This window comes from Campylobacter sp. RM16192, assembly GCF_004803855.2.
Lineage (GTDB): Bacteria > Campylobacterota > Campylobacteria > Campylobacterales > Campylobacteraceae > Campylobacter_A.
Map to the genome: position 1 here is coordinate 1 of NZ_CP012552.1, position 20,650 is coordinate 20,650.

Below are 20,650 nucleotides of genomic sequence, written 5' to 3' on the forward strand. Positions count from 1 at the left end.
TTGCTTGCAAACGAGGTTTTAGAGCTACTTGGACACGAAATTTTAAAATCAGAATATGAGTGTTACATAAAGCAGCTTAAATTTAACGAAAAAGCTTCAAATTCAGAAGTTATCGTATTTAACGCTCCAAACGAGCTTATAGCAAAATTTATCCAAACCAAATACGCAGGCAAGATAGCTCATCTTTTTGAAGTAAAAACAGGTGCAAAACCTCACATAAACATCACTTCTCAAAAGAGCAAGCCACAGATAAAAAACGCAAAAGTAGATGTAAATCAGATAAAGGCTCAAAGCAGCCTTTTAAATCCAAGCTATACCTTTGAAAATTTCGTTGTAGGCGATTCAAACCAATACGCTTATATCACTTCAAAATCAGCCGCCGAGCAGCTTGGAAAAGCGTATAATCCGCTATTTATCTACGGTCCAACTGGTCTTGGTAAAACTCACTTGCTTCAATCTGTAGGAAATTTTTGCTTAAACAACGGAAAAGTAGTGATTTGTATCACAAGCGAGCAGTTTATCACAGATTTTACATATCATATCAACAACCACTCAATGCAAAGATTTCGTGAAAAATACCGAAACTGCGATGTTTTGCTTATCGATGATGTGCAGTTTTTAGGTAAAACGGATAAAATTCAAGAAGAGTTTTTTCACACTTTTAACGAACTTCATTCAAAAAACGGTCAGATCGTCATGACTTCAGACCGTCAGCCAAAACACCTAAAAGGCTTTGAAGATAGACTTAGAACCCGCTTTGAATGGGGAATAATAGCCGATATCACTCCACCTGAACTTGATACTAAGATAGCCATCATTAAGAAAAAATGTGAATTTGATAAAATTTATCTGACTAAAGACGTGATCGAATATATCGCAACAAATATGGGTGATAATATCCGCGAAATCGAAAGCGCAATCATAAATTTAAATGCTTACGCAACACTCATGAGGCAAGAGATAAGCCTTGAATTTGCTAAAAATATATTAAGAGATCAGATAAAAGAGAAGCGTGAAAATATAAATTTAGAAAACATAATCGAAATAGTAAGCAAAGAGCTAAATATAAAACCAAGCGAGATAAAAAGCAAATCACGCGTGAAAAATATCGTTGAAGCAAGGCGAATCGTAATATATCTGGCTAAAAATTTAACGCCAAATTCTATGCCTCAGATAGCAAGTTACTTTAACATGAAAGATCACTCGGCAGTTAGTCACAATATCAAAAAGATAAATGAAATGATAAATGAAGATGAGTATTTTAAGATAAAAGTTGAAGAGATTAAAAACAAAATTTTGACAAAGGGATAAAATTTAAGATGAAATATGTGAATAAATGTGAAAAATCAGATTTGGTTTTAAACTATCCAAATGCTGAAATTTCAAGCTTTGAAACTGTTTTTCACATATTCATGACACCTACTACTGATACTAAAAGAAATTTAAAAAATAAAGGAAGAAAACTATGAAGGCGGTAATTAACAAAAATGCTCTTGAAAGCATAGTTACAAACACAAATCCTTACTTAGAAAAAAAGGATTTAAGCGCTATAACTTCTCACATATATATCTGCGCTAAAGATGGAATTTTAAATATAAAAGCCACAGATCACGAGATAGGTCTTGCATATAAACTAAGTAATGTAAAGATAATGGATGAAGGAAACGCAACCGCAAACGGTAAAAAACTGCTTGACATTATAAGAAGCTTAAAAGACGAAGAGGTAACTCTTGAAACGGTAAATAACTACCTTTACATCAAGCAAAAAAACTCAAAATACAAACTTCCTATGTATAAATTTGAAGATTTTCCTAAATTTCCAACTGTAGAAGGAAAGAGTAAATTTGACATAGATGCGATAATGCTTGGAAGAAGCCTTAAAAAGATATTTCCTAGTATAGATACGAATAATCCAAAATTCGAGCTAAACGGAGCTCTTATAGACATTAAGCAAAACTACATAAATATCGTAGGAACAGATACTAAAAGACTAAGTGTATTTAAATTTGAAACTCCAACTCAAAGTGAATTTTCGCTTATAATTCCAAAAAAAGCAATAAGCGAAATTCAAAAACTTTTTTACGATAAGATAGAGATTTATTACGATGAAAACATTTTGATAGCTCAAAGTGCAAATTTTGAGTTTTTTACAAAACTTATAAACGGTAAATTCCCTGATTACGATAGGGTAATTCCAAAAGATATTAAAAAACGACTAAAACTAAGCAGAGATAAGATGATAGAGGGGATTAAAACTATATCAATTTTATCAGATAGTATGAAGATAATTTTCGCTCCTCAAACCATAACTTTTGAAAGTATTATCGAAGATAATTCAGAGGCTAGAACTGTGATTGATTTTCAAACAGGACTTGACGAGGAATTTTTCGTAGGCGTTAGAAATAGATACTTAATAGACTTTTTAACAAATATCGAAGAAGATAGTTTCGAGCTTGGTTTTAACGACTCAAATTTGGCATTTACTGTTAGTTCAAATGAGCTAAAAACCATCATTATGCCAATAAATTTATAATTAAGGTTATTTTATGGAAAAAAATTACGGCGCAGAAAATATTAAGGTTTTAAAGGGTTTAGAAGCCGTTAGAAAACGCCCTGGAATGTATATCGGAGATACTCATATAAACGGACTTCATCATATGATTTATGAAGTTGTTGATAACTCTATCGATGAGGCGATGGCAGGGTATTGTGATACGATAAATATTGAAATTACAAACGAAGGCTCAGCGATAATTAGCGATAACGGTCGTGGAATCCCTGTAGATATGCACCCGACTGAGAAAATTTCAGCCGCTACGGTTGTTTTAACTGTGCTTCACGCAGGCGGAAAATTTGATAAAGATACTTATAAGGTTTCAGGCGGTCTTCACGGTGTTGGTGTATCTGTAGTAAATGCGCTTTCAAAAAAATTGGTTGTAAATATTAAGCGTGACGGAAATCTTCATAGACAAGAATTTGCAAAAGGAATTCCAACAAGCGAAATGGAGGTCATAAAAACTACTAATAGAACAGGAACTATGGTTGAATTTTGGCCTGATGAGACTATATTTGAAGTAACCGAATTTGACGATGAAATTTTAACTAAGAGATTTAAAGAACTAGCATATCTAAACCCAAAAATAACTATAAATTTTAAAGATCAACGCACGGGTAGAACTGAAAGCTATCACTTTGAAGGCGGAATTGAGAGCTTTGTAACCGATATGAACAGATCAAATCCTGTAAGCAAAGCCGTATCATTTAGTGGCGGCGAAGAGGATGTTATAGTTGATTTTGCTTTGATGTATAATGAAACTTATAGCGAAAATTTACTAAGCTTTGTAAATAACATCAAAACTCCTGACGGTGGAACTCACGAAGCAGGATTTAGAGCGGGTCTTACTAGAGCCATTACAAACTACATCGCAGCAAACGCAGCAGTACGTGAAAAAGATACGAAGATAACAGGTGATGATATCAGAGAGGGACTTATCGCTGTTGTAAGCGTTAAAGTGCCTGAGCCGCAGTTTGAGGGTCAAACTAAGGGCAAACTTGGCTCAAGCTATGTAAAACCTATCGTTCAAAAGATGACTTTTGAGGTTTTGGTTAAATATTTTGAAGAAAATCCTATCGAAGCAAAAGCTATAATGAACAAGGCTTTGATGGCTGCAAGAGGAAGAGAGGCAGCTAAAAAAGCAAGGGATCTAACCCGCAAAAAAGAAGGACTTAGCGTAGGAACTCTGCCGGGAAAATTGGCTGACTGTCAAAGTAAAGATGCAAGTATAAGTGAGCTTTACTTAGTGGAGGGTGATTCTGCGGGAGGCTCTGCAAAACAGGGTCGTGATAGAGTTTTTCAGGCGATTTTGCCTCTGAAAGGTAAAATTTTAAACGTTGAAAAATCAAGACTTGATAAAATTTTAAAATCAGATGAGATTAAAAATATGATAACGGCTCTTGGTTGTGGTATCGGAGATGAATTTGATGCCGAAAAACTTCGCTATCATAAGATTATTATAATGACTGATGCCGATGTTGACGGAAGTCATATCCAAACTCTGCTTTTAACATTTTTCTTTAGATTTTTAAATCCTGTAGTTGAAAACGGCTACATATATCTTGCTCAACCGCCGCTTTATCGTTATAAAAAAGGTAAAAAGGAAATTTATCTTAAAGATGAAAAGGCTTTGAATGAATTTTTGATTGAGACGGGAATTGAAGGGGTTGAATTTGAAGGAATCGGAAATAAGGATTTAATTGATTTTCTTAAAATAGTAGCCGCTTATAGAAGCGTGTTAAAAGAGCTTGAGAAGCGATTTAACGTGTTAAGTGCGATTAGATATATGATAGAAAATCCTGATATAGTTTCTAAAAATTACAATGAAATTTTTGAAATTTTAAAAATATACCTTGAAAATGAAGGATACAATATCCTAAATTCATACATAAATGAAGATGAAATTCGCATCTATGTCCAGACTGAAAGCGGTCTTGAAGAGCTTGTCGTAAATGAAAATTTATTTACAAATCCTCTTTATGAAGAGGCGCTTTTCATCAGTAATAAGATAAAAGATCGCGAATTTAGCTTTACTAAAGATGTGATTGAAATTCTTGATGAAGTCGAGAAAAACGCTAAAAAAGGTGCTTATATACAGCGTTATAAAGGTCTTGGTGAGATGAATCCCGATCAACTTTGGGAGACTACGATGAATCCTGAAAATCGCCGCTTGTTACAGATAAATATAAATGATGCTATGAGTGCTAGTGATACGTTTAATCTCTTTATGGGCGATGAGGTAGAGCCAAGAAGAAACTACATACAAGAGCACGCAAAAGACGTTAAACATTTGGATGTGTGATGTTGGATTCTGAAATAAAAGAAAGATCAAGAAGATTTATATCTGCTCTTGAGATATCTATTCCATTTTTTGCAGTTATACTATTTTTTGCATACGTCTTTATAAAAAGAGACGAAGTAAATTTAGAAAATGATGAAATAGTACTTTTAATAGTTTTAATAATATGTCAAGTATATTTTACTACTTATAAAATATATCAAAGTTTCAATAATACAGTATTAGACGGCACTACCGGCTCTTTTAATAGAAGTGAAGTTTTAAAAGTAATTTCAAAAAAAGCAGATCAGTTTAAAAATCGACAAGATGGCAATATAGTAATGCTAAAAATACTAAATTTAAACGATATAAATGAGCGTTATAGCTTTGATATTACAGATGTTTTACTTAGAAAACTTATTGAGAGGTTAGATTTTTTTCTAAATAAAGAAGTATCAAAAAAAACTTTAATAGGCAGATATACTAACGATTGCTTTTTAATGTTTTGTGAGGGTAAAAGCTCTCAGTTAATACATTTTTTAAATATTTTTGAAAAAAGTGTTTTATCTCATGGAATAGATGATATAGAGCTTAAGATTAAATTCGAATTAGTTAATATTAATTATTCTAAAAATATTGAAAATTCAATATCTGTTTTAATAGAGAGATTAAGCTTAGAAGAGAATGCAAAATTTGCAATTACAGATGAATTTGAACAATCTGTTTGTAAATCTATAAAAGATAAACAATTTTCGTTTCAATCTCAGCTAGTAAGTAGTCTAAAAGATGAAGAAAATTTAAAAAATATTTTGATTAAAATTGATACTGAGGAATTCGGACTTATATCAAAGCAAAAAGCCCAAAATATCGCGAATAAAAACGGATATGAGATCTTATTTGATATAAATGCCATTAAGAAATTTGCTGAGGCAAAATTTAATGATGAAAATTCTTATATTATTGAAGTTTCATCAGTCTCGATTAGAAATTTACAATTTATAAATTTTATAAAAGAATTTGTAGAGTCTGGTCAAATTAATCCAAATAAAGTTATTTTAGAATTTAGTGAAAAGATCGTTTATAATGAAATGAATAGATTTAAAGAAATTCTAAATCAATATAAAAATTTAGGTTTTAGATTTGCTTTTAATAAATTTGGTGGAAATAACGCAGGATTTGAGTATTTTAAACATCTGCCTATAGATTTTTTCATCTATGATATTGAGTTTAATAAAAATTTAAATGACGAAAGATTTGAGAGTTTATTTGTTAATCTTAATAAAACTGCTAAAAAAATAGGAGTAAAAACAGCTTTTAGATTTGTCGATAAGGCTGATTTTTTTGAAAATGTAAGAAGTGGCGGAATCGACTATGTACAAGGGTTTTATATAGAAAAACCAAAAGAAATTTAAGGAAAAATATGCAAGAAATTAATGAAAATAATTTAGGACAAGAGCAAAAATACGGTGAGAAAATTTTAAAAGAGTTTGATGTCGAGCGTGACCTTGAAATTTGGGAAAACAAGCAAAGCAGAAATTATAAGATCAAGATCACTTTGCCTGAATTTTGCTGCCTTTGCCCGCGTTCTGGTTACCCTGATTTTGCAACGATTTATCTTGAGTACGTGCCGAACAAATTTGTAGTCGAGCTAAAGGCGATCAAGCTTTATATAAACAGCTTTATGAACAGAAACATAAGCCACGAAGATAGCATAAACGAAATTTATTCTGTTCTTGAAAGAAAGCTTGAGCCAAAATGGATGAAGATCGTAGGTGACTTTAACCCGCGCGGCAACGTTCATACGGTTATCGAGATAAGCTCTGATGAGATCATTAAAAAACCGGAAATCAAAGAGCCTGCCACGAATTTTATAACTCCAAGTTATGAAAGACGTGAAAGAAGTAGTGACAGAAAGTCTGATTCACGTACAAATTCAAGAGGTGGCTCAAGAACAAAAGAATTTGATAAAAAACCAAGTAGAGAAAGATCGGAAGCCGGAAAGAAACCTGCGAAAGAAGGCTTTAAAAAGCCTGAATTTTTAGGCGAAAAACGTGCAAGAGTAGTTAAAAAAGATAAATAATGATAAATGCAAATTTGATCGAACATATTTTCAAAGCGGCGTCCATATCGCGCTGGAATGACTATCCGAAGATGACAAATTTAGTCGAGCTTGATAAGCAGGCGCATAAATTTGTTATCGCTTATTTTATCGCAAAGCTTGAAAAAGATATCGATATGAACTACATCATCGAGGCGGGAATTTTTGAGTTTTTCGCACGCGTGGTAGTTACTGATATCCGCCCGGATGTATTTCATCAGATACAAAAACAAAAGAGCGAGCAGATAAACGGTTGGGTGCTAAGCATACTTGAAAATTTGATCCGTGATATCGATGGAGGCAAATTTTTGGAGCGACTTAGAAACTACCTGCTTAAAAAAGATAAAAAACACGCTAAAGAACGCCTTATATTAAAAGCTGCAAGCTACCTTGCAACTCGCTGGGAGTTTTCTATCGTCTATCAGACAAGCCAGTTTTTAAGCGATATAGAAGAGCTTAAGAGTAAGGTTGAAGAGGAGCTTGAGGATTATTACGAGCTAATCGGTGTACGAAAAATCGTGATGAATCAAAAGTTAGCAAAACTTGTGGACCTAAGCGGACGACTTCGCTTTCAAAAGCGCTGGGCTCAAACTCCGCGCATCCCTGAAACTGCGGTGCTTGGACATATGCTTGTGGTTGCTATTTTAAGTTATTTTTACTCGCTTGAGGTTAAGGCTTGTGCAAAAAGACTTGAAAATAACTTCTTTTGTGCACTCTTTCACGACCTTCCTGAAAGTCTTACAAGAGACATCATAAGCCCCGTTAAATACGGTGTCGAAGGTCTAAATGAGATCATAACCGAATACGAGATGAGACTCATTGATGAGCGAATTTTGCCGTTTGTGCCGGATAGCTTTAGAGATGTGTTTAGCTATATTTTAGGTATAAGAGAGCAGGGCGGAAAATTCATAAAAAACGAGTTTGAAAATAGAATTTGCGAAAAGAAACCGGCCTATCACGAAGGCACGATGGAAAATGTAAATGAGGATAAATTTAACGCGATTGACGGCAAAGCTCTTAAATACTGCGACAAGCTTGCAGCATTTATAGAAGCAGGCATTTCCATAAGCTACGGTGTAAAGTCAAAAGAGCTCATTGACGGTTTTAATAATATGGATAGTTTTTTTAGAAATAAACCAAGCGTTGACGGTGTAAATTTCGCTAAAATTTGCGAGGAATTTAAAGAGCATTTTTCTCTTTTGCAAGTAAAAATTTAAAAATTTGTGCGATAATCTGAAGAGTGGAATTTAAAACCCCTTCTCAGATGACTGCGGCACACACCAAATTCAAGTGCTCTGCTGTGTTCCCACCCTGAAGCGGTGCCTGAAAGAGGCATTGCACAGGTCTAAGAAGAGGCGAGTGCAATTTTACTAAAGTATAACTTAAAACTAATTGAGGCATTTTATGGGAGTTGGGATAAAATCTAGATTTTTGTCGTTTTTTCGCGAATTTTTTGTATATCATCATAGATCTTTGGAATTTCGTGCGAAAGTTTTTGCCGCTATTATAGCTGCTAAACTTGATCCTGATGAAGATGATTTCATAATACTATATGAAATTTCAAAAGAGATTTACGATAATGACGAGGATAGAAAAGCTGTTTTAATACAGATTACAAAAGAGTATATATCAAAGGTAAAATGTAAGGATCATCTCACTCTTGATACCCTACTTTTAAGTATAGATCAATCTATGAAAAGCCATAAAAGATATGCTTCTAAAATAGATTTTTCACACCTTAGAAGACTTATTAACGGAGAAGAGGAAGAGACATTAATTCAGCAAAGAGTTTATGATTTTTTACTTTATGAAGTAAAGCAATATTCATCTATTGGTTAAAATTCCTAAACTCTATTTTTAAATTTGACTCTATCTTATTAGCGTCAAATTCTCTTTGCGGAGTAGTTAAATTTCCGAAATTTTCACCTGTGTTTAAAAAATTTTGCAAGTAGTAAGTTCCGTTATAGCCATGATTTTGAAGTACTTTGCTCATATTTGAGATATCATCTTCACAGAGCAGATCAGCATGCACGGTCGTGCGAACTTCAAATTTGAAATTTATGGATATCAAAAACTTAAGTGTTTGGATGAAATTTTCATAGAAATTTGACTTCGTTATATCATGAAATTTTTCACTCGGAGCTTTAAAATCAAGTGCAATATAATCGATCAAATTTTCACTTAAAGCTGCTTTTAAAGCCTTTAAATTTGAGCCGTTAGTATCAACTTTAAGCAAAAATCCGCGTCTTTTCACTTCACGTGCAAGAGGCAAAAAACTGCTGCTGATAGTACACTCTCCACCGCTAAATACAACTCCGCTTAGCTTGCCTATGCGCCTATCTAAAAACTGCAAAAACTCATCTTCGCTCACAAAGCCTTCGCCAAGCACGACAGCTGTGTTGTAGCAGTAGGCACAGCGCATATTACACCCCGTAAACCACGCTACACACGCAGGTTTATCGGGAAAATCAAGAGTAGTAAATGGAGTTATGGAGTGAAGCGGCTTATTTTGTGCGCTCACAAAATTTCACTCGTTCTTTGTGTTCACCTTTTTTACCGAGATTAAAGCTTTCAACCGGTCTGTGATAGCCCATTACACGAGTATAAACCACGCATTTAGTGCGTTTTTCTTGCAATTTTTCTAAGATCTCTTTTTCACTCATGTTATTCTCCTTATTTATTTATATTGTAACTATTTGGGGTTTAATTTGTGGTTAATTGTTTGTAAAAATGTAGTAATATTTCAGTTATATTTCAACTAAAAGGATAAAAATGGCAAAGGTAAATTTCAAAGGCTCTCCTGTAAATTTAAGAGGCGATGAGGTGTGTGTAGGACAGCGCGCTCCTGAGGTTACGCTCGTGGGAGGCGATCTTGGTGAGTTTAAAGTAGGCGCAGACAACGCTAAAATCGAAGTTTTAGTCACAGTTCCTTCGCTTGATACCGGAGTTTGCGCGACTGAAACTCGCAAATTTAATGAAAAAATGGCTGGCAAAAACGCGGTAAAACTAAGTGTTATTTCAGGTGATTTGCCATTTGCGATGGGTAGATTTTGCTCTACTGAAGGCATAGCAAATTTGCGCGTGGGAAGCGACTTTAGAGCTAAAGAATTTGGCGAGAAGTATGGCGTCTTGATCGACGAAGGAGCGCTTAAAGGTCTTCTTACTCGCGCTGTTTTTGTAGTAAAAGATGGAGTTATCATCCACAAGCAAATCGTACCTGAAATCGCAGATGAGCCAAACTACGATGCTGTGTTTGACGCAATCAAATCAAGCGGCGCAGGTTGTGGCTGCGGTTGCGGACATTAATATCTTAAAATTTTGGCTTTGAAATTTATCTCAAAGCCAAAATTTCCATCTTTTTAATTTTAATAAATTTTTAGCTACACTTCTTAAAATCTCAAAAGGCAAAATTTGAAAATCATAGATCTAAGCCCGGTTTTAAGCCCTAAAATGCAAATTTATCCTGGCGATGCGCCGTTTTTGATAGAGCAAAATTTAGACGGCGGATTTTGCACGGGAAACCTCTCTATGTCGCTTCATACAGGTTCGCATACTGATTTTGCTATGCATTGCGGCATGAACGCAGTAGCAAGCGAAGAAATTTCTCTTGGCTATTTTGTAGGCGAAGCCGTTTGTGTCGGAGTGAAGGCAAATTCAAACGAAGCTATCAAATTTCAAATGCCGCCAAATCCAAAAAACGCTCAAATTTTGCTTTTAAATGTGCATTGTGAGTTTAAAAACGAGCAAGATTTTTTCATAAATTCTCCTTTTTTGGATGAGGATTTTTTAAATTTGGCTCAGCAAAACGGCTTTAAAACTATCGCTACAAATTTATCTACTATCGACGCTCACGGATCAAATTTGTGTCACAAAGAGGCTTTTGAAAGAGGTATTCAGATCATAGAATGTCTTGTAAATTTAAAGCCTTTGGAGAACAAAACTTTTTTCTTCTCGGCTGCTCCTTTAAAGATAGAAAACGCCGATGCAGCGCCTCTTAGAGCTTATGCTATATTGTAATGTCGCTTATTTAGAGCTTTTGTGATGCCAAATGCTGGACAATATAGAGCCTGAAATATTATGCCAAATACTAAATAGAGCTCCTGGAAGCGCAGCAAGCGAACCAAAATATTTAATCGCTAAACTAACGCTCAAGCCAGAATTTTGCATACCGACCTCAATAGCTACAGTTCTTGCAGTTTTTTCATCAAATCCAAGCATCTTGGAAAATACATATCCACATACAAGCCCTGCTGTATTGTGAAGTATGACGCCTATTACGACCAAAATACCAACAGTTTGGATATTTTTAACATTTAAAGCCACAACTATTGCTATGATCGCGATTATAGCCGCCATCGATATTATTGGCAATGCAGGTAAAATTTTTTGTACTAATTTATGGAAAAATGTATTTATAAGCACACCTACTATTATCGGAACTAGCATAATTTTGATAAGGCTAATTAGCATATTCATAGCAGGTACAGGCACTTCCTGACCGATATAAAGCCATGTTAAAAATGGCATTAAAACTATAGAAAGCAGAGTAGAAAGTAGAGTCATACTAACGCTTAGCGCCACATCTCCTTTTGCCAGATAGGTCATTACATTTGATGCTGTACCGCCGGCGCTCGTTCCTACTAGCATCATGCCTGCTGTTACTTCGTTACTAAAACCAAAGAGCTTTGATATCACAAATGCAGCCAGAGGCATTACAATAAACTGCATTGCAACACCTAAAGAAAGAGCTTTTTTCTTATGTAAAATTTGCTTAAAATCATTTATGCTAAGCGTGATACCCATGCCAAGCATGATAACGACCAAAAGCGGTACTATATAGCCTTTTAGAGGAGTAAAGCCACCCGGAAACATATACGCTACTACTGATAAAACAATAGCTACAATTGGAAATATTAGTGTTTTCATGAATTTGATTGTAGCTAAAATTTTTTATTTTTTCAAATTATATTAAGCTTTTGATTTCTAAAAAATATTTATATGAAAATTTGTAACGTTAGTCAAATAGTGATGGTTGAAATGCTTTTATTTTAAAGCTTTTGCGAGTTAATTCGCACTCGCCGAATCTTGATATAGCTTCTAAATGAGCCTTAGTCCCGTATCCTTTATGTGTGGCATATCCATAGTTTGGATAAACTTCGCTCCATCTATCCATTAGCATATCTCGGCTAACTTTTGCCAAGATACTGGCAGCAGATACTTCTGCGACCTTACCATCGGCTTTTATCATAGTTTTAACTCTTGTGCCATAATCAGCATTGCCATCATATACAAGTTCGTATTCTTTGAAATGAAGTTTAAAAAGATTTAAAGACCTTCTTAAGCACTCGCTTAATCCCATCTCGTCTATATCTTGGTTTGAAAAATAAACTATTAAAAAATTTGAATTAGCAAAGATCTTATCAAATAGCTCTTTGCGTTTTTTTGCAGTAAGCTTTTTAGAGTCGTTTAGTCCTGGTATTTTTTTGTTTAGCACACATGCCGCTACAGCTAGGCAGCCTGCCAGAGCCCCCCTACCCGCCTCATCTATACCGCAAATTTTACTCATTAAATAGCCCAAAATTTTGTTTTAAATAAGGCTTTATTTCCTCTAAATCAATTGTTTTTTCGTTTTCATTATAAAATGTTATTCCAATAGGTGTTAGTGAAAAATTTTCGCTTGGAATTATCTCTTTTTTACTAAAAATAGCTTTTAAATTTTCATCTTTCATATTGACAAAAACATCATCTAGCCCTATTTGCTTAAGACCTTTTAGAAGTTCTACCATACAGCTCTTTTTAGATTTGCTAAATGTAGTGCATATGGTTTTTATTTTGTTATTTTGAAACTCTAAATTTACTAGCTCGTTTGCAATGTTAAATTCTGTATTTTGTATATTTTTATCTTTTAAAATTTTGATTTTTTTCTCGAGCGATTTTTTAAATTTCTTATTTAAATCTGCCAAGAAAAATTCACTTGCTATAGCTTCAAATTTTGTTCCGTTAGCATCCACAATCTGAACTCCAAGAGCCAATATTTCATAGCTTAAATCTTGGCTAATTTCTGCTCTGTGGGCTTTTCCTTTTATGGCTAATTTTCCTTTTAACTTGCCGTCTTCTTCGAGCTTGACATCTAGATTAAGCCAGTCTGAAAGAGCGTTTATAGCATTTATACTTGTAGAATTTTGATCTACACTACCTTTACTAAAATCATATTTTGAGCCGTTAAAAAATATATGTCCGTAAATTTTTGTAGGGATTATTAAGTGTTTAGAATCTTTGAAATTTTCAAATTCGACATCAAAAAAATTAAGATAAAGTTCAAATTTAGCCCCATCTGCATCACCTTGAAATTTATAAAATTTACCCATATTTTCGTGATTTATCTCATACCCTAAAAGTAGAGAAAATGTAAAAATAGATATTAAAAATACTCTCATAAATCTTCCTTTTTAAATTTTAAAGTCCAAGCGCCCATCTTGAAAATGGCACAACCTCGCATTTTATACCTTCTATGCTAAGCTCACCTGAATTTCCCATAGTAATAACTTGAAGCCTATTTGCTCCTAATTCTTTTAAATTTGCATGTAGTTTTTTGAATTTTAAAAAAATAAGATCGCTATCTCCAAACGGGATAGATAAAATAGCAAGCTTCCTTTTATAAAGGAAAAAATCAAAGTCTTTAGTATAAAAAACTTGCTCTTTGAATTTAAAAAGTTCACAAAAAACTACATTTACGAAAAATTTAGCGAAATCTTTTTTAAAACTCAAAGCATTTCTCAGTCCAAAATCCTCAAAATATAGTTTTTTGGCAGAATTTGGCTCATTAAATTTCTCCACAAGAGATATATATCCTCTTTCTTCAAGTTCGTTTAGTATGCCATATACGCTATCTTTTGATATTTTCATCTTCTCTTTTAAATTTTTATAAAGCTCGTGAGCACTTAAATTTTGCCCCTGAAAGATTGCACACTCTCTAAGGATATTTATACTTATTTCATTTAAATTTTTTTTGAGAGAATTTTGCAGACTTTCGGTTACTTCACTTGTATCTAAAAAAGCTGAAGCAAGGCTTCTTCCATGAGATAAAAACTGACTAAAAAGTGTGTCTTCATCAAAATTCTTACGAAAAAATGCTATAAATTCTTCATAGTCTAAGTAGTTTAGATTTAAGATCTTAAAATTTGGCAAATTTATACTTTTTTTGTCTGTTGCAAGGATTATATTTTCTAAATTTTTATCTAAAATTTGAGTTATTTTATTGACTTGAATTTCTGAGTTTATGTTATCTATGGCTAGAGTTTTTATCTGTCTATTTTCTGATAAAAAATCTGCCAAGCTATCTAAAATTTGCTCTGAGTTTATTCTGATATCTGATAAATTTATATATAGCTTCTCTTCATTTTTAAATCTTTTTAAAGAATCTATCACAAGAGAGGTTTTGCCACTTCCGCTAGGGCCTATAATTAGAATTTTTGGAGATGATATGCTAAATTTTCTATCTATAAATTTTATCGATTTTAATGGAAGATTATAAATATGATTTAGAATATCCAAGAATTTCCTTTTAATTTTTTAGATAATTATACTATATTTTCCTTTTTATAAGGAAATAAATTTATTAAATTTTATCAAATTCGTATATAAACATTGACTTTAAAAGCTCATTTTAGTAAAATCTAAGTCTTTTATGTAAGTCATAAAAGGTCGTATGTTTGCGACAAGTTCTATTTTAAAGGAAATCAAATGGAGAGAATCAGGCTTAAGCTCAAAGCTTATGACCATAGAGTTCTAGACCGCACAGTTGCAGCAATCGTAGAAGCTGTCAAAAGAACTGGTGCTGACGTAAGAGGTCCAGTGCCAATGCCTACTAAGATCAAACGCTACACAGTCTTAAAATCACCACACATCAACAAAGATTCACGTGAGCAGTTTGAGATGAGAATTCATGCACGTATGCTTGACATCGTAGCAGCTACACCTGACACAGTCGATTCGCTAACAAAACTTGACTTGGCTCCTGAAGTTAACGTCGAAGTTCGTGCGATGGGCAAGTAATCAGGCGAAAGGTTAGATAATGGAATATATCGTAGAAAAAATAGGCATGAGTAGGACGATTTCGGTTCCTAGCACACCAGTTACACTTCTAAAACTTGTAGAAACTAAAGTTTGCGAAGTAGGTGAAAACAACCGCGCAATCGTTGCTTATGCAAAAGGTAAAGCAAAGAACAAAGCTATAGCAGGTCAGCAAAAGAAATACAATCTTTCAGCTGAGTACAACAAATTTGCCACTTTAACAGTTGCAAATAGCGAAGCAGGCGATCTTGACGTAAGCCCGCTAAGTTCAGCTGCTGTTATCAAAGTTAGCTTTGATTCAAAGGGTAGAGGTTATCAAGGTGTTGTTAAAAGACACGGATTTGGTGGCGGACCAAAAAGTCACGGTTCACGTTTCCACAGACGCCACGGATCAATCGGTAACTGCGAATGGCCGGGACGTGTTCAACCTGGTATGAAAATGGCCGGACACATGGGCGATGTGAAAGTAACTGTTAAAAACGAAGTTGTAAGTTTTGATAGCGAGAACGGAATTTTGGTTTTAAAAGGCTCAGTTCCTGGACACAATGGCGCAATGGGTAGAGTAAGGATAGTAAAATGAGTAAAGTTTGCGTATTAAACGAGAAATTTGAAAAGGCTGGAGATTTAGATCTTCCTGCAAACTATGCAGAGGTAAATCCACATAACCTTTATCTATATGTTAAATCTTACCTTGCAGGTATCCGCGCAAATACAGCTCACACTAAGACTCGTGCTTTTGTAAGCGGTGGCGGTAAGAAGCCATGGAGACAAAAGGGTCGTGGCGGTGCTCGTGCAGGCTCAACTAGAACTAACGTATGGGTAGGCGGTGCAGTATCTTTTGGACCATTGAATAATAGAAATTATTTCCAAAAAATTAATAAAAAACAAAAGAAATTAGCTCTTGAGTGCGCACTAGCACAAAAGGCTAACGAAGGCAAAATTTTCGCAGTTGATAGTATATCTATAGAAAGCGGAAAGACAAAAGACGCGGCGAAAATTATTGACGCTTTAAATTTAAGAGATGCGTTGATAGTTAAAGATTTGCTTGATGATAAGACGCTACTAGCATTTAGAAATATGGCAAATTGCTATTTAGTAGATGCAAGCGAAGTAAACGCTTATCTAGTATCTGTATTTGGTGCGGTTATCATTGAAAAAGCAGCACTTGAAACTATAACAAAAGAGGGCTAAAATGGCAGATATAACTGATATCAAAACAATTTTATATACAGAAAAAACTCTTGGCCTTCAAGAACAAGGTGTCGTAGTTATTCAAACTTCACCAAAAATGACTAAAAATAGGCTAAAAGAAATTTTAAAAGAGTATTTTGGAGTAACGCCACTTAGCGTAAATTCACTTAGAATGGACGGAAAAGTTAAGCGTTTCAAAGGACAAACAGGACAACGCAAAGATATAAAGAAATTTTATGTTAAGTTGCCTGAAGGTTCAGCTCTAGCAAGTGTGGAGGCGTAAGATGGCAATAAGAACATATAAACCATATACACCTAGTCGTAGATTTATGACTGGTCTTAGCAGTGAAGATATCACAGCTAAACCAAGCGTTAGAAGTTTGCTTGTAAAACTTCCTGCAACAGGCGGTAGAAATAATAACGGAAGAATTACTTCAAGGCATAAACAGGCCGGTGCTAAAAAGCTATACAGAATTATCGACTTCAAAAGACGCAAATTTGGTATCGAAGGCAAGGTTGAGGCTATTGAGTATGACCCAAATAGAAACTGCCGTATAGCACTTATTGCTTATAAAGATGGCGAGAAACGCTATATCATTAGACCAAATGGACTAAATATAGGCGATATCGTATCTGCAGCTGAAGATGGTCTTGATATAAAACCAGGTAACGCAATGAAGCTTAAAAATATTCCTGTGGGAACAATCGTTCATAACGTTGAGCTTAAACCTGGCAAAGGCGGACAGATAGCAAGATCTGCAGGCGGATATGCTCAGCTAATGGGTAAAGAGGAAAAATATGTCATCTTAAGACTTCCAAGTGGCGAGATGAGACAAATTTTAGCAGAGTGTATGGCAAGCGTTGGCGTTATCGGTAATGAAGACTGGGCTAACATAACTATCGGTAAAGCAGGTAGAAATCGCCACAGAGGAATTCGCCCTCAAACTCGTGGTTCAGCTATGAACCCAGTAGATCACCCACACGGTGGTGGTGAAGGTAAGAAAAATTCAGGCCGTCATCCAGTAACTCCATGGGGTAAACCAACAAAAGGTGCTAAGACTCGCCGCAAAAAAGCTAGCGATAAGCTAATTATTTCAAGAAGGAAAGGAAAATAGAGATGGCTAGATCACTCAAAAAAGGTCCTTTCGTAGACGGACATGTAATGAAAAAAGTTGTTGCTGCTAAAAAAGCCAACGACAACAAGCCGATCAAAACATGGTCAAGACGCAGTACGATTGTGCCTGAAATGATTGGACTAACATTTAATGTCCACAATGGTAAAAGTTTCATTCCAGTATATGTTACAGAAAATCATATCGGATACAAACTAGGCGAATTTGCTCCAACACGCACATTTAAGGGCCATAAAGGTTCAGTGCAAAAGAAAATAGGCAAATAAGGAGATATGAATGAGTAAAGCAATTATAAAATTCGTAAGACTATCTCCAACTAAAACAAGATTGATAGCAAATGAGGTTCAGGGAATGAGTGCTGAGCTTGCACTTGCAAGCCTTAGCTTTATGCCAAACCGTGGCGCTAAATTTATAGCAAATGCAATCAGCTCGGCTGTTGCAAATGGCGGTTTTGAGCCTGAAGAGGTAGTTGTGAAAAGCTGCCGTGTGGATGCGGGTCCTGTATTAAAAAGATTTAGACCAAGAGCAAGAGGAAGCGCGAGCAGAATTCGCAAGCCTACTTCTCACATTTTGGTAGAAGTATCTAAACCTGAAAAGAAGGAAGCATAATATGGGACAGAAAGTAAATCCGATCGGTTTAAGACTAGGAATCAACCGCAACTGGGAGTCAAGATGGTTTCCTACTAAAGGAAGTATGGTAGAAAATATTGGCGAAGACTATAAAATTCGTGCATTTTTGAAGAAAAAACTATACTATGCTGGAATTTCACAAATTGTAATAGAAAGAACAGCTAAGAAGATAAGAGTGACTGTAGTGGCAGCTCGCCCTGGAATCATTATTGGCAAAAAAGGCTCAGATGTTGAGAAGCTAAAAGAGGATATCCAAAAGCTAATCAATAAAGAGGTTAATGTAAATATTAAAGAAGAGAGAAAAGCTCAATCTTCTGCTCAACTTGCTGCAGAAAATGTTGCAATGCAGCTTGAAAAACGTGTTGCATTTAGACGTGCAATGAAAAAAGTAATCCAAGCTGCTCAAAAATCTGGCGCTAAAGGTATTAAAATTTCAGTTGCTGGACGTCTAGGCGGCGCTGAGATGGCAAGAACAGAGTGGTATTTGGAGGGTCGTGTGCCTCTTCATACACTAAGAGCGAAGATTGATTATGGCTTCGCAGAGGCGCATACTACTTATGGAAATATAGGTATTAAAGTGTGGATATTTAAAGGCGAAGTTCTTCAAAAAGGCGTTCAAGTCGAGAAGAATGAGGAAGAGGCGCCTAAGAAAACACGCAGAGCAAGAAGGGGTAAATAATCATGTTGATGCCAAAACGAACAAAATTTCGCAAACAGATGAAAGGTCGCAACCGCGGTAAGGCTACTCGTGGTATAGATCTTGCAATGGGTGAAGTAGGCATAAAGGCTGTTGAGGCTGGACGCGTAAATTCACGCCAAATCGAAGCTGCTCGTCAAGCTCTTACACGTCATGTAAAGAGACAGGCTAAAATTTGGATTAGAGTTTTCCCTGATAAGCCACTAACTAAAAAGCCACTTCAAACTCGTATGGGTAAAGGTAAGGCAGGTGTAGAAGAGTGGGTTATGAACATTAAGCCTGGCAGAATCATTTATGAGTTGGCAGGAGTTAATGAGGAACTTGCACGCGAGGCGCTTACGCTGGCTATGCACAAGTTGCCATTTAAGACAAAAATTGTAACGCGAGAGAGTGAAAATGAAATATACTGATTTAAAAGATAAGAGCGTAGTAGAGCTAAACGCGTTATTGAAAGAGAAAAAGGTGCTTTTATTTACATTAAGACAAAAGCTAAAGACTATGCAGTTAAGCAACCCTAACGAGATCCGTGCTGTTAAAAAAGAGATAGCACAGATCAATACTGCAATTAGTGCAACAAAATAAGGGGTGAGAAATGGCATTTAAAAGAGAAATCCAAGGTGTTGTTTTACAAAAAGCTGGAGATAAAACAGCTACTATTTTGGTAGAAAGACGTGTTATGCACCCAAGATACCATAAATTTGTAAAACGCTTTAAGAAATATATGATTCATGATGAGAAAAACGAAACAAAAGCAGGAGATACTGTTGTTGCAGTTGAGTGCAGACCACTTTCAGCACGCAAAAGTTTTCGTCTAAAAGCTGTATTAGCAAAGGGAGTTGAGTAATGATTCAAAGTTTTACAAGACTTGCAGTTGCTGATAATAGCGGTGCAAAAGAGCTAATGTGTATAAAAGTTTTAGGCGGAAGCAAAAGAAGATATGCAACACTTGGTGATGTTATTATTTGCTCTGTTAAAAAAGCTCTTCCAAACGGAAAGATCAAGAAAGGTCAAGTTGTAAAAGCGGTCGTAGTAAGAACTAAAAAAGAGGTTCAAAGAGAAAACGGCTCGCTAATTAGATTTGACGAGAATGCAGCGGTAATCTTAGATAACAAAAGAGAGCCTATAGGAACTCGTATCTTCGGACCTGTTGGTCGTGAGGTTAGATATGCTAACTTTATGAAGATTGTTTCACTTGCTCCGGAGGTGTTATAATGGCTAATGTAAAATTCAAAGTTAAAAAGGGCGATACCGTAAAGATTATTGCAGGTGATGACAAGGGCAAAACAGGCAAAATTTTATCGGTTCTTGCTAAAAAAGGACAAGTTATCGTTGAGGGTTGCAAAGTAGCTAAAAAGGCTATCAAACCAAGCGAAAAGACTCCAAACGGTGGCTTTATAAATAAAGAGATGCCAATTGATATCTCAAATGTTGCGAAGGTTGAGGGTTAATTATGAATAGATTAAAAGTAAAATATAGCGAAACCATTAAGCCAGCTTTAGCAAAAGAATTTGATATCAAAAATCCTATGCTTATCCCAGCGATTGAAAAGATCGTTATTAGTGTAGGTGCAGGCGAATCTGCAAAAGATCAAAAGCTACTTCAAAATATGGCTGATACGATTTCGTTAATTGCTGGACAAAAAGCGGTTGTGACCGATGCTAAAAAGTCAGTTGCTGGCTTTAAAGTTCGTGAGGGATTTCCTGTAGGAGTGAAAGTAACTCTTAGAAAAGAGCAAATGTATGCATTTTTAGATAAGCTTATTACTATTGCTCTTCCTAGAGTTAAGGACTTCAGAGGTCTTCCTAAAAATGGATTTGATGGACGCGGTAACTATAGCTTCGGTTTAGACGAGCAGCTAATGTTTCCTGAGGTTGAGTATGATAAGATTCTGCGCACTCACGGTATGAATATTACAGTTGTTACTACAACAAATAGCGATAAAGAGGCATTCAAATTGTTAGAACTATTTGGTTTGCCATTTGCAAAAGGAAAGTAA

30 protein-coding genes and 1 other RNA gene are annotated in these 20,650 nt (G+C 35.1%); 24 read left to right on the forward strand and 7 right to left on the reverse strand.

All coding sequences use genetic code 11. The features are described 5' to 3' along the window. Genes dnaA through CDOMC_RS00035 form a run of 7 tightly spaced genes read left to right on the forward strand, consistent with a single transcriptional unit; the run spans position 1 to position 8,147 of the window. Positions 1 to 1,311: a chromosomal replication initiator protein DnaA gene (dnaA, locus tag CDOMC_RS00005; RefSeq protein ID WP_172126803.1), complete on the forward strand. Its 1,311-nt coding sequence runs from the start codon at positions 1 to 3 to the stop codon at positions 1,309 to 1,311. Positions 1,312 to 1,319: 8 nt separating this feature from the next. Next, the gene (locus tag CDOMC_RS00010; RefSeq protein WP_172126805.1) at positions 1,320 to 1,469 is read left to right on the forward strand and encodes a hypothetical protein; all 150 of its coding nucleotides are present in this window, start codon (positions 1,320 to 1,322) and stop codon (positions 1,467 to 1,469) included. Further along, positions 1,466 to 2,533 carry a DNA polymerase III subunit beta gene (gene dnaN, locus CDOMC_RS00015; RefSeq protein ID WP_172126807.1) on the forward strand — a complete coding sequence of 356 codons (1,068 nt, stop codon included), beginning with the start codon at positions 1,466 to 1,468 and terminating at the stop codon, positions 2,531 to 2,533. Before CDOMC_RS00010 ends, dnaN begins: the two co-directional genes overlap by 4 nt. A 13-nt stretch (positions 2,534 to 2,546) precedes the next feature. After that, on the forward strand, positions 2,547 to 4,856 hold the full coding sequence (gene gyrB, locus CDOMC_RS00020; RefSeq protein WP_172126809.1) for a DNA topoisomerase (ATP-hydrolyzing) subunit B: 2,310 nt from the start codon (positions 2,547 to 2,549) through the stop codon (positions 4,854 to 4,856). Continuing rightward, positions 4,856 to 6,244: an EAL domain-containing protein gene (locus CDOMC_RS00025; protein ID WP_172126811.1), complete on the forward strand. Its 1,389-nt coding sequence runs from the start codon at positions 4,856 to 4,858 to the stop codon at positions 6,242 to 6,244. Before gyrB ends, CDOMC_RS00025 begins: the two co-directional genes overlap by 1 nt. Before the next feature lie 8 nt (positions 6,245 to 6,252). After that, positions 6,253 to 6,912, forward strand: coding sequence for a preQ(1) synthase (gene queF / locus CDOMC_RS00030; RefSeq protein ID WP_172126813.1), 660 nt, complete (start codon positions 6,253 to 6,255; stop codon positions 6,910 to 6,912). After that, a complete protein-coding gene (locus tag CDOMC_RS00035) occupies positions 6,912 to 8,147 on the forward strand; it encodes an HD domain-containing protein (protein ID WP_172126815.1) in 1,236 nt (411 codons plus the stop codon). Before queF ends, CDOMC_RS00035 begins: the two co-directional genes overlap by 1 nt. 37 nt (positions 8,148 to 8,184) lie before the next feature. Here CDOMC_RS00035 and ffs read toward each other — a convergent pair. Beyond that, positions 8,185 to 8,282, reverse strand: an RNA gene (ffs, locus tag CDOMC_RS00040) — signal recognition particle sRNA small type. 52 nt (positions 8,283 to 8,334) lie between these two features. On the opposite strand from ffs, the gene CDOMC_RS00045 reads away from it, so the two are divergent. Continuing rightward, complete coding sequence (locus CDOMC_RS00045) at positions 8,335 to 8,769, forward strand: hypothetical protein (protein ID WP_172126817.1); 435 nt, start codon at positions 8,335 to 8,337, stop codon at positions 8,767 to 8,769. On the opposite strand, the gene CDOMC_RS00050 is transcribed toward CDOMC_RS00045, so the two are convergent. Both CDOMC_RS00050 and nrdD read right to left on the reverse strand, forming a co-directional pair. Next, entirely contained in the window at positions 8,759 to 9,451 is a 693-nt protein-coding gene (locus CDOMC_RS00050) for an anaerobic ribonucleoside-triphosphate reductase activating protein (RefSeq protein WP_172126819.1), read from the reverse strand. The two genes, CDOMC_RS00045 and CDOMC_RS00050, sit on opposite strands and share 11 nt — an antisense overlap. After that, positions 9,435 to 9,593, reverse strand: a complete 159-nt coding sequence (gene nrdD, locus CDOMC_RS00055; RefSeq protein ID WP_169975218.1) for an anaerobic ribonucleoside-triphosphate reductase — start codon at positions 9,591 to 9,593, stop codon at positions 9,435 to 9,437. The genes CDOMC_RS00050 and nrdD overlap by 17 nt, the downstream gene beginning before the upstream one ends. A 109-nt stretch (positions 9,594 to 9,702) precedes the next feature. Between nrdD and tpx the strand changes: the two genes are divergently transcribed. Continuing rightward, positions 9,703 to 10,236 carry a thiol peroxidase gene (tpx, locus tag CDOMC_RS00060; RefSeq protein ID WP_172126821.1) on the forward strand — a complete coding sequence of 178 codons (534 nt, stop codon included), beginning with the start codon at positions 9,703 to 9,705 and terminating at the stop codon, positions 10,234 to 10,236. 105 nt (positions 10,237 to 10,341) lie between these two features. Then, on the forward strand, positions 10,342 to 10,947 hold the full coding sequence (locus CDOMC_RS00065; RefSeq protein WP_172126823.1) for a cyclase family protein: 606 nt from the start codon (positions 10,342 to 10,344) through the stop codon (positions 10,945 to 10,947). 6 nt (positions 10,948 to 10,953) lie between these two features. Here the strand turns inward: CDOMC_RS00065 and CDOMC_RS00070 are convergent, their stop codons facing one another. The 4 genes from CDOMC_RS00070 to CDOMC_RS00085 form a co-directional block, all read right to left on the reverse strand. Beyond that, entirely contained in the window at positions 10,954 to 11,856 is a 903-nt protein-coding gene (locus CDOMC_RS00070) for a bile acid:sodium symporter family protein (protein ID WP_172126825.1), read from the reverse strand. A gap of 88 nt (positions 11,857 to 11,944) precedes the next feature. Further along, on the reverse strand, positions 11,945 to 12,496 hold the full coding sequence (locus CDOMC_RS00075; protein WP_172126827.1) for a ribonuclease HII: 552 nt from the start codon (positions 12,494 to 12,496) through the stop codon (positions 11,945 to 11,947). After that, on the reverse strand, positions 12,489 to 13,367 hold the full coding sequence (locus tag CDOMC_RS00080) for a hypothetical protein (RefSeq protein WP_172126829.1): 879 nt from the start codon (positions 13,365 to 13,367) through the stop codon (positions 12,489 to 12,491). Before CDOMC_RS00080 ends, CDOMC_RS00075 begins: the two co-directional genes overlap by 8 nt. Before the next feature lie 19 nt (positions 13,368 to 13,386). Continuing rightward, positions 13,387 to 14,484, reverse strand: coding sequence for an ATP-binding protein (locus CDOMC_RS00085; protein ID WP_172126831.1), 1,098 nt, complete (start codon positions 14,482 to 14,484; stop codon positions 13,387 to 13,389). A 189-nt stretch (positions 14,485 to 14,673) separates the two neighbouring features. On the opposite strand from CDOMC_RS00085, the gene rpsJ reads away from it, so the two are divergent. The 14 genes from rpsJ to rplE are packed head-to-tail and all read left to right on the forward strand — an operon-like array spanning position 14,674 to position 20,650. Next, a complete protein-coding gene (rpsJ, locus tag CDOMC_RS00090; RefSeq protein WP_002947121.1) occupies positions 14,674 to 14,985 on the forward strand; it encodes a 30S ribosomal protein S10 in 312 nt (103 codons plus the stop codon). Positions 14,986 to 15,004: 19 nt separating this feature from the next. Continuing rightward, on the forward strand, positions 15,005 to 15,583 hold the full coding sequence (rplC, locus tag CDOMC_RS00095; RefSeq protein ID WP_172126833.1) for a 50S ribosomal protein L3: 579 nt from the start codon (positions 15,005 to 15,007) through the stop codon (positions 15,581 to 15,583). Further along, entirely contained in the window at positions 15,580 to 16,194 is a 615-nt protein-coding gene (gene rplD / locus CDOMC_RS00100; protein ID WP_172126835.1) for a 50S ribosomal protein L4, read from the forward strand. Before rplC ends, rplD begins: the two co-directional genes overlap by 4 nt. A gap of 1 nt (position 16,195) precedes the next feature. After that, entirely contained in the window at positions 16,196 to 16,477 is a 282-nt protein-coding gene (locus CDOMC_RS00105) for a 50S ribosomal protein L23 (protein ID WP_172126837.1), read from the forward strand. 1 nt (position 16,478) lies between these two features. Continuing rightward, positions 16,479 to 17,309, forward strand: coding sequence for a 50S ribosomal protein L2 (gene rplB, locus CDOMC_RS00110; protein ID WP_172126839.1), 831 nt, complete (start codon positions 16,479 to 16,481; stop codon positions 17,307 to 17,309). 2 nt (positions 17,310 to 17,311) lie between these two features. Then, complete coding sequence (gene rpsS / locus CDOMC_RS00115; protein ID WP_169941760.1) at positions 17,312 to 17,593, forward strand: 30S ribosomal protein S19; 282 nt, start codon at positions 17,312 to 17,314, stop codon at positions 17,591 to 17,593. Positions 17,594 to 17,603: 10 nt separating this feature from the next. Next, a complete protein-coding gene (rplV, locus tag CDOMC_RS00120; protein ID WP_172126841.1) occupies positions 17,604 to 17,936 on the forward strand; it encodes a 50S ribosomal protein L22 in 333 nt (110 codons plus the stop codon). Position 17,937: 1 nt separating this feature from the next. Next, on the forward strand, positions 17,938 to 18,636 hold the full coding sequence (gene rpsC / locus CDOMC_RS00125) for a 30S ribosomal protein S3 (protein WP_169975238.1): 699 nt from the start codon (positions 17,938 to 17,940) through the stop codon (positions 18,634 to 18,636). 2 nt (positions 18,637 to 18,638) lie between these two features. Next, positions 18,639 to 19,064, forward strand: a complete 426-nt coding sequence (gene rplP / locus CDOMC_RS00130; RefSeq protein WP_169975240.1) for a 50S ribosomal protein L16 — start codon at positions 18,639 to 18,641, stop codon at positions 19,062 to 19,064. Then, on the forward strand, positions 19,051 to 19,236 hold the full coding sequence (gene rpmC, locus CDOMC_RS00135) for a 50S ribosomal protein L29 (protein WP_169975242.1): 186 nt from the start codon (positions 19,051 to 19,053) through the stop codon (positions 19,234 to 19,236). Before rplP ends, rpmC begins: the two co-directional genes overlap by 14 nt. A gap of 10 nt (positions 19,237 to 19,246) precedes the next feature. After that, positions 19,247 to 19,498: a 30S ribosomal protein S17 gene (rpsQ, locus tag CDOMC_RS00140; RefSeq protein WP_169975244.1), complete on the forward strand. Its 252-nt coding sequence runs from the start codon at positions 19,247 to 19,249 to the stop codon at positions 19,496 to 19,498. Continuing rightward, positions 19,498 to 19,866, forward strand: a complete 369-nt coding sequence (gene rplN, locus CDOMC_RS00145; RefSeq protein ID WP_169975246.1) for a 50S ribosomal protein L14 — start codon at positions 19,498 to 19,500, stop codon at positions 19,864 to 19,866. Before rpsQ ends, rplN begins: the two co-directional genes overlap by 1 nt. Next, positions 19,866 to 20,102, forward strand: a complete 237-nt coding sequence (rplX, locus tag CDOMC_RS00150) for a 50S ribosomal protein L24 (RefSeq protein WP_002943173.1) — start codon at positions 19,866 to 19,868, stop codon at positions 20,100 to 20,102. Before rplN ends, rplX begins: the two co-directional genes overlap by 1 nt. A gap of 2 nt (positions 20,103 to 20,104) precedes the next feature. Beyond that, entirely contained in the window at positions 20,105 to 20,650 is a 546-nt protein-coding gene (rplE, locus tag CDOMC_RS00155) for a 50S ribosomal protein L5 (protein ID WP_172126843.1), read from the forward strand.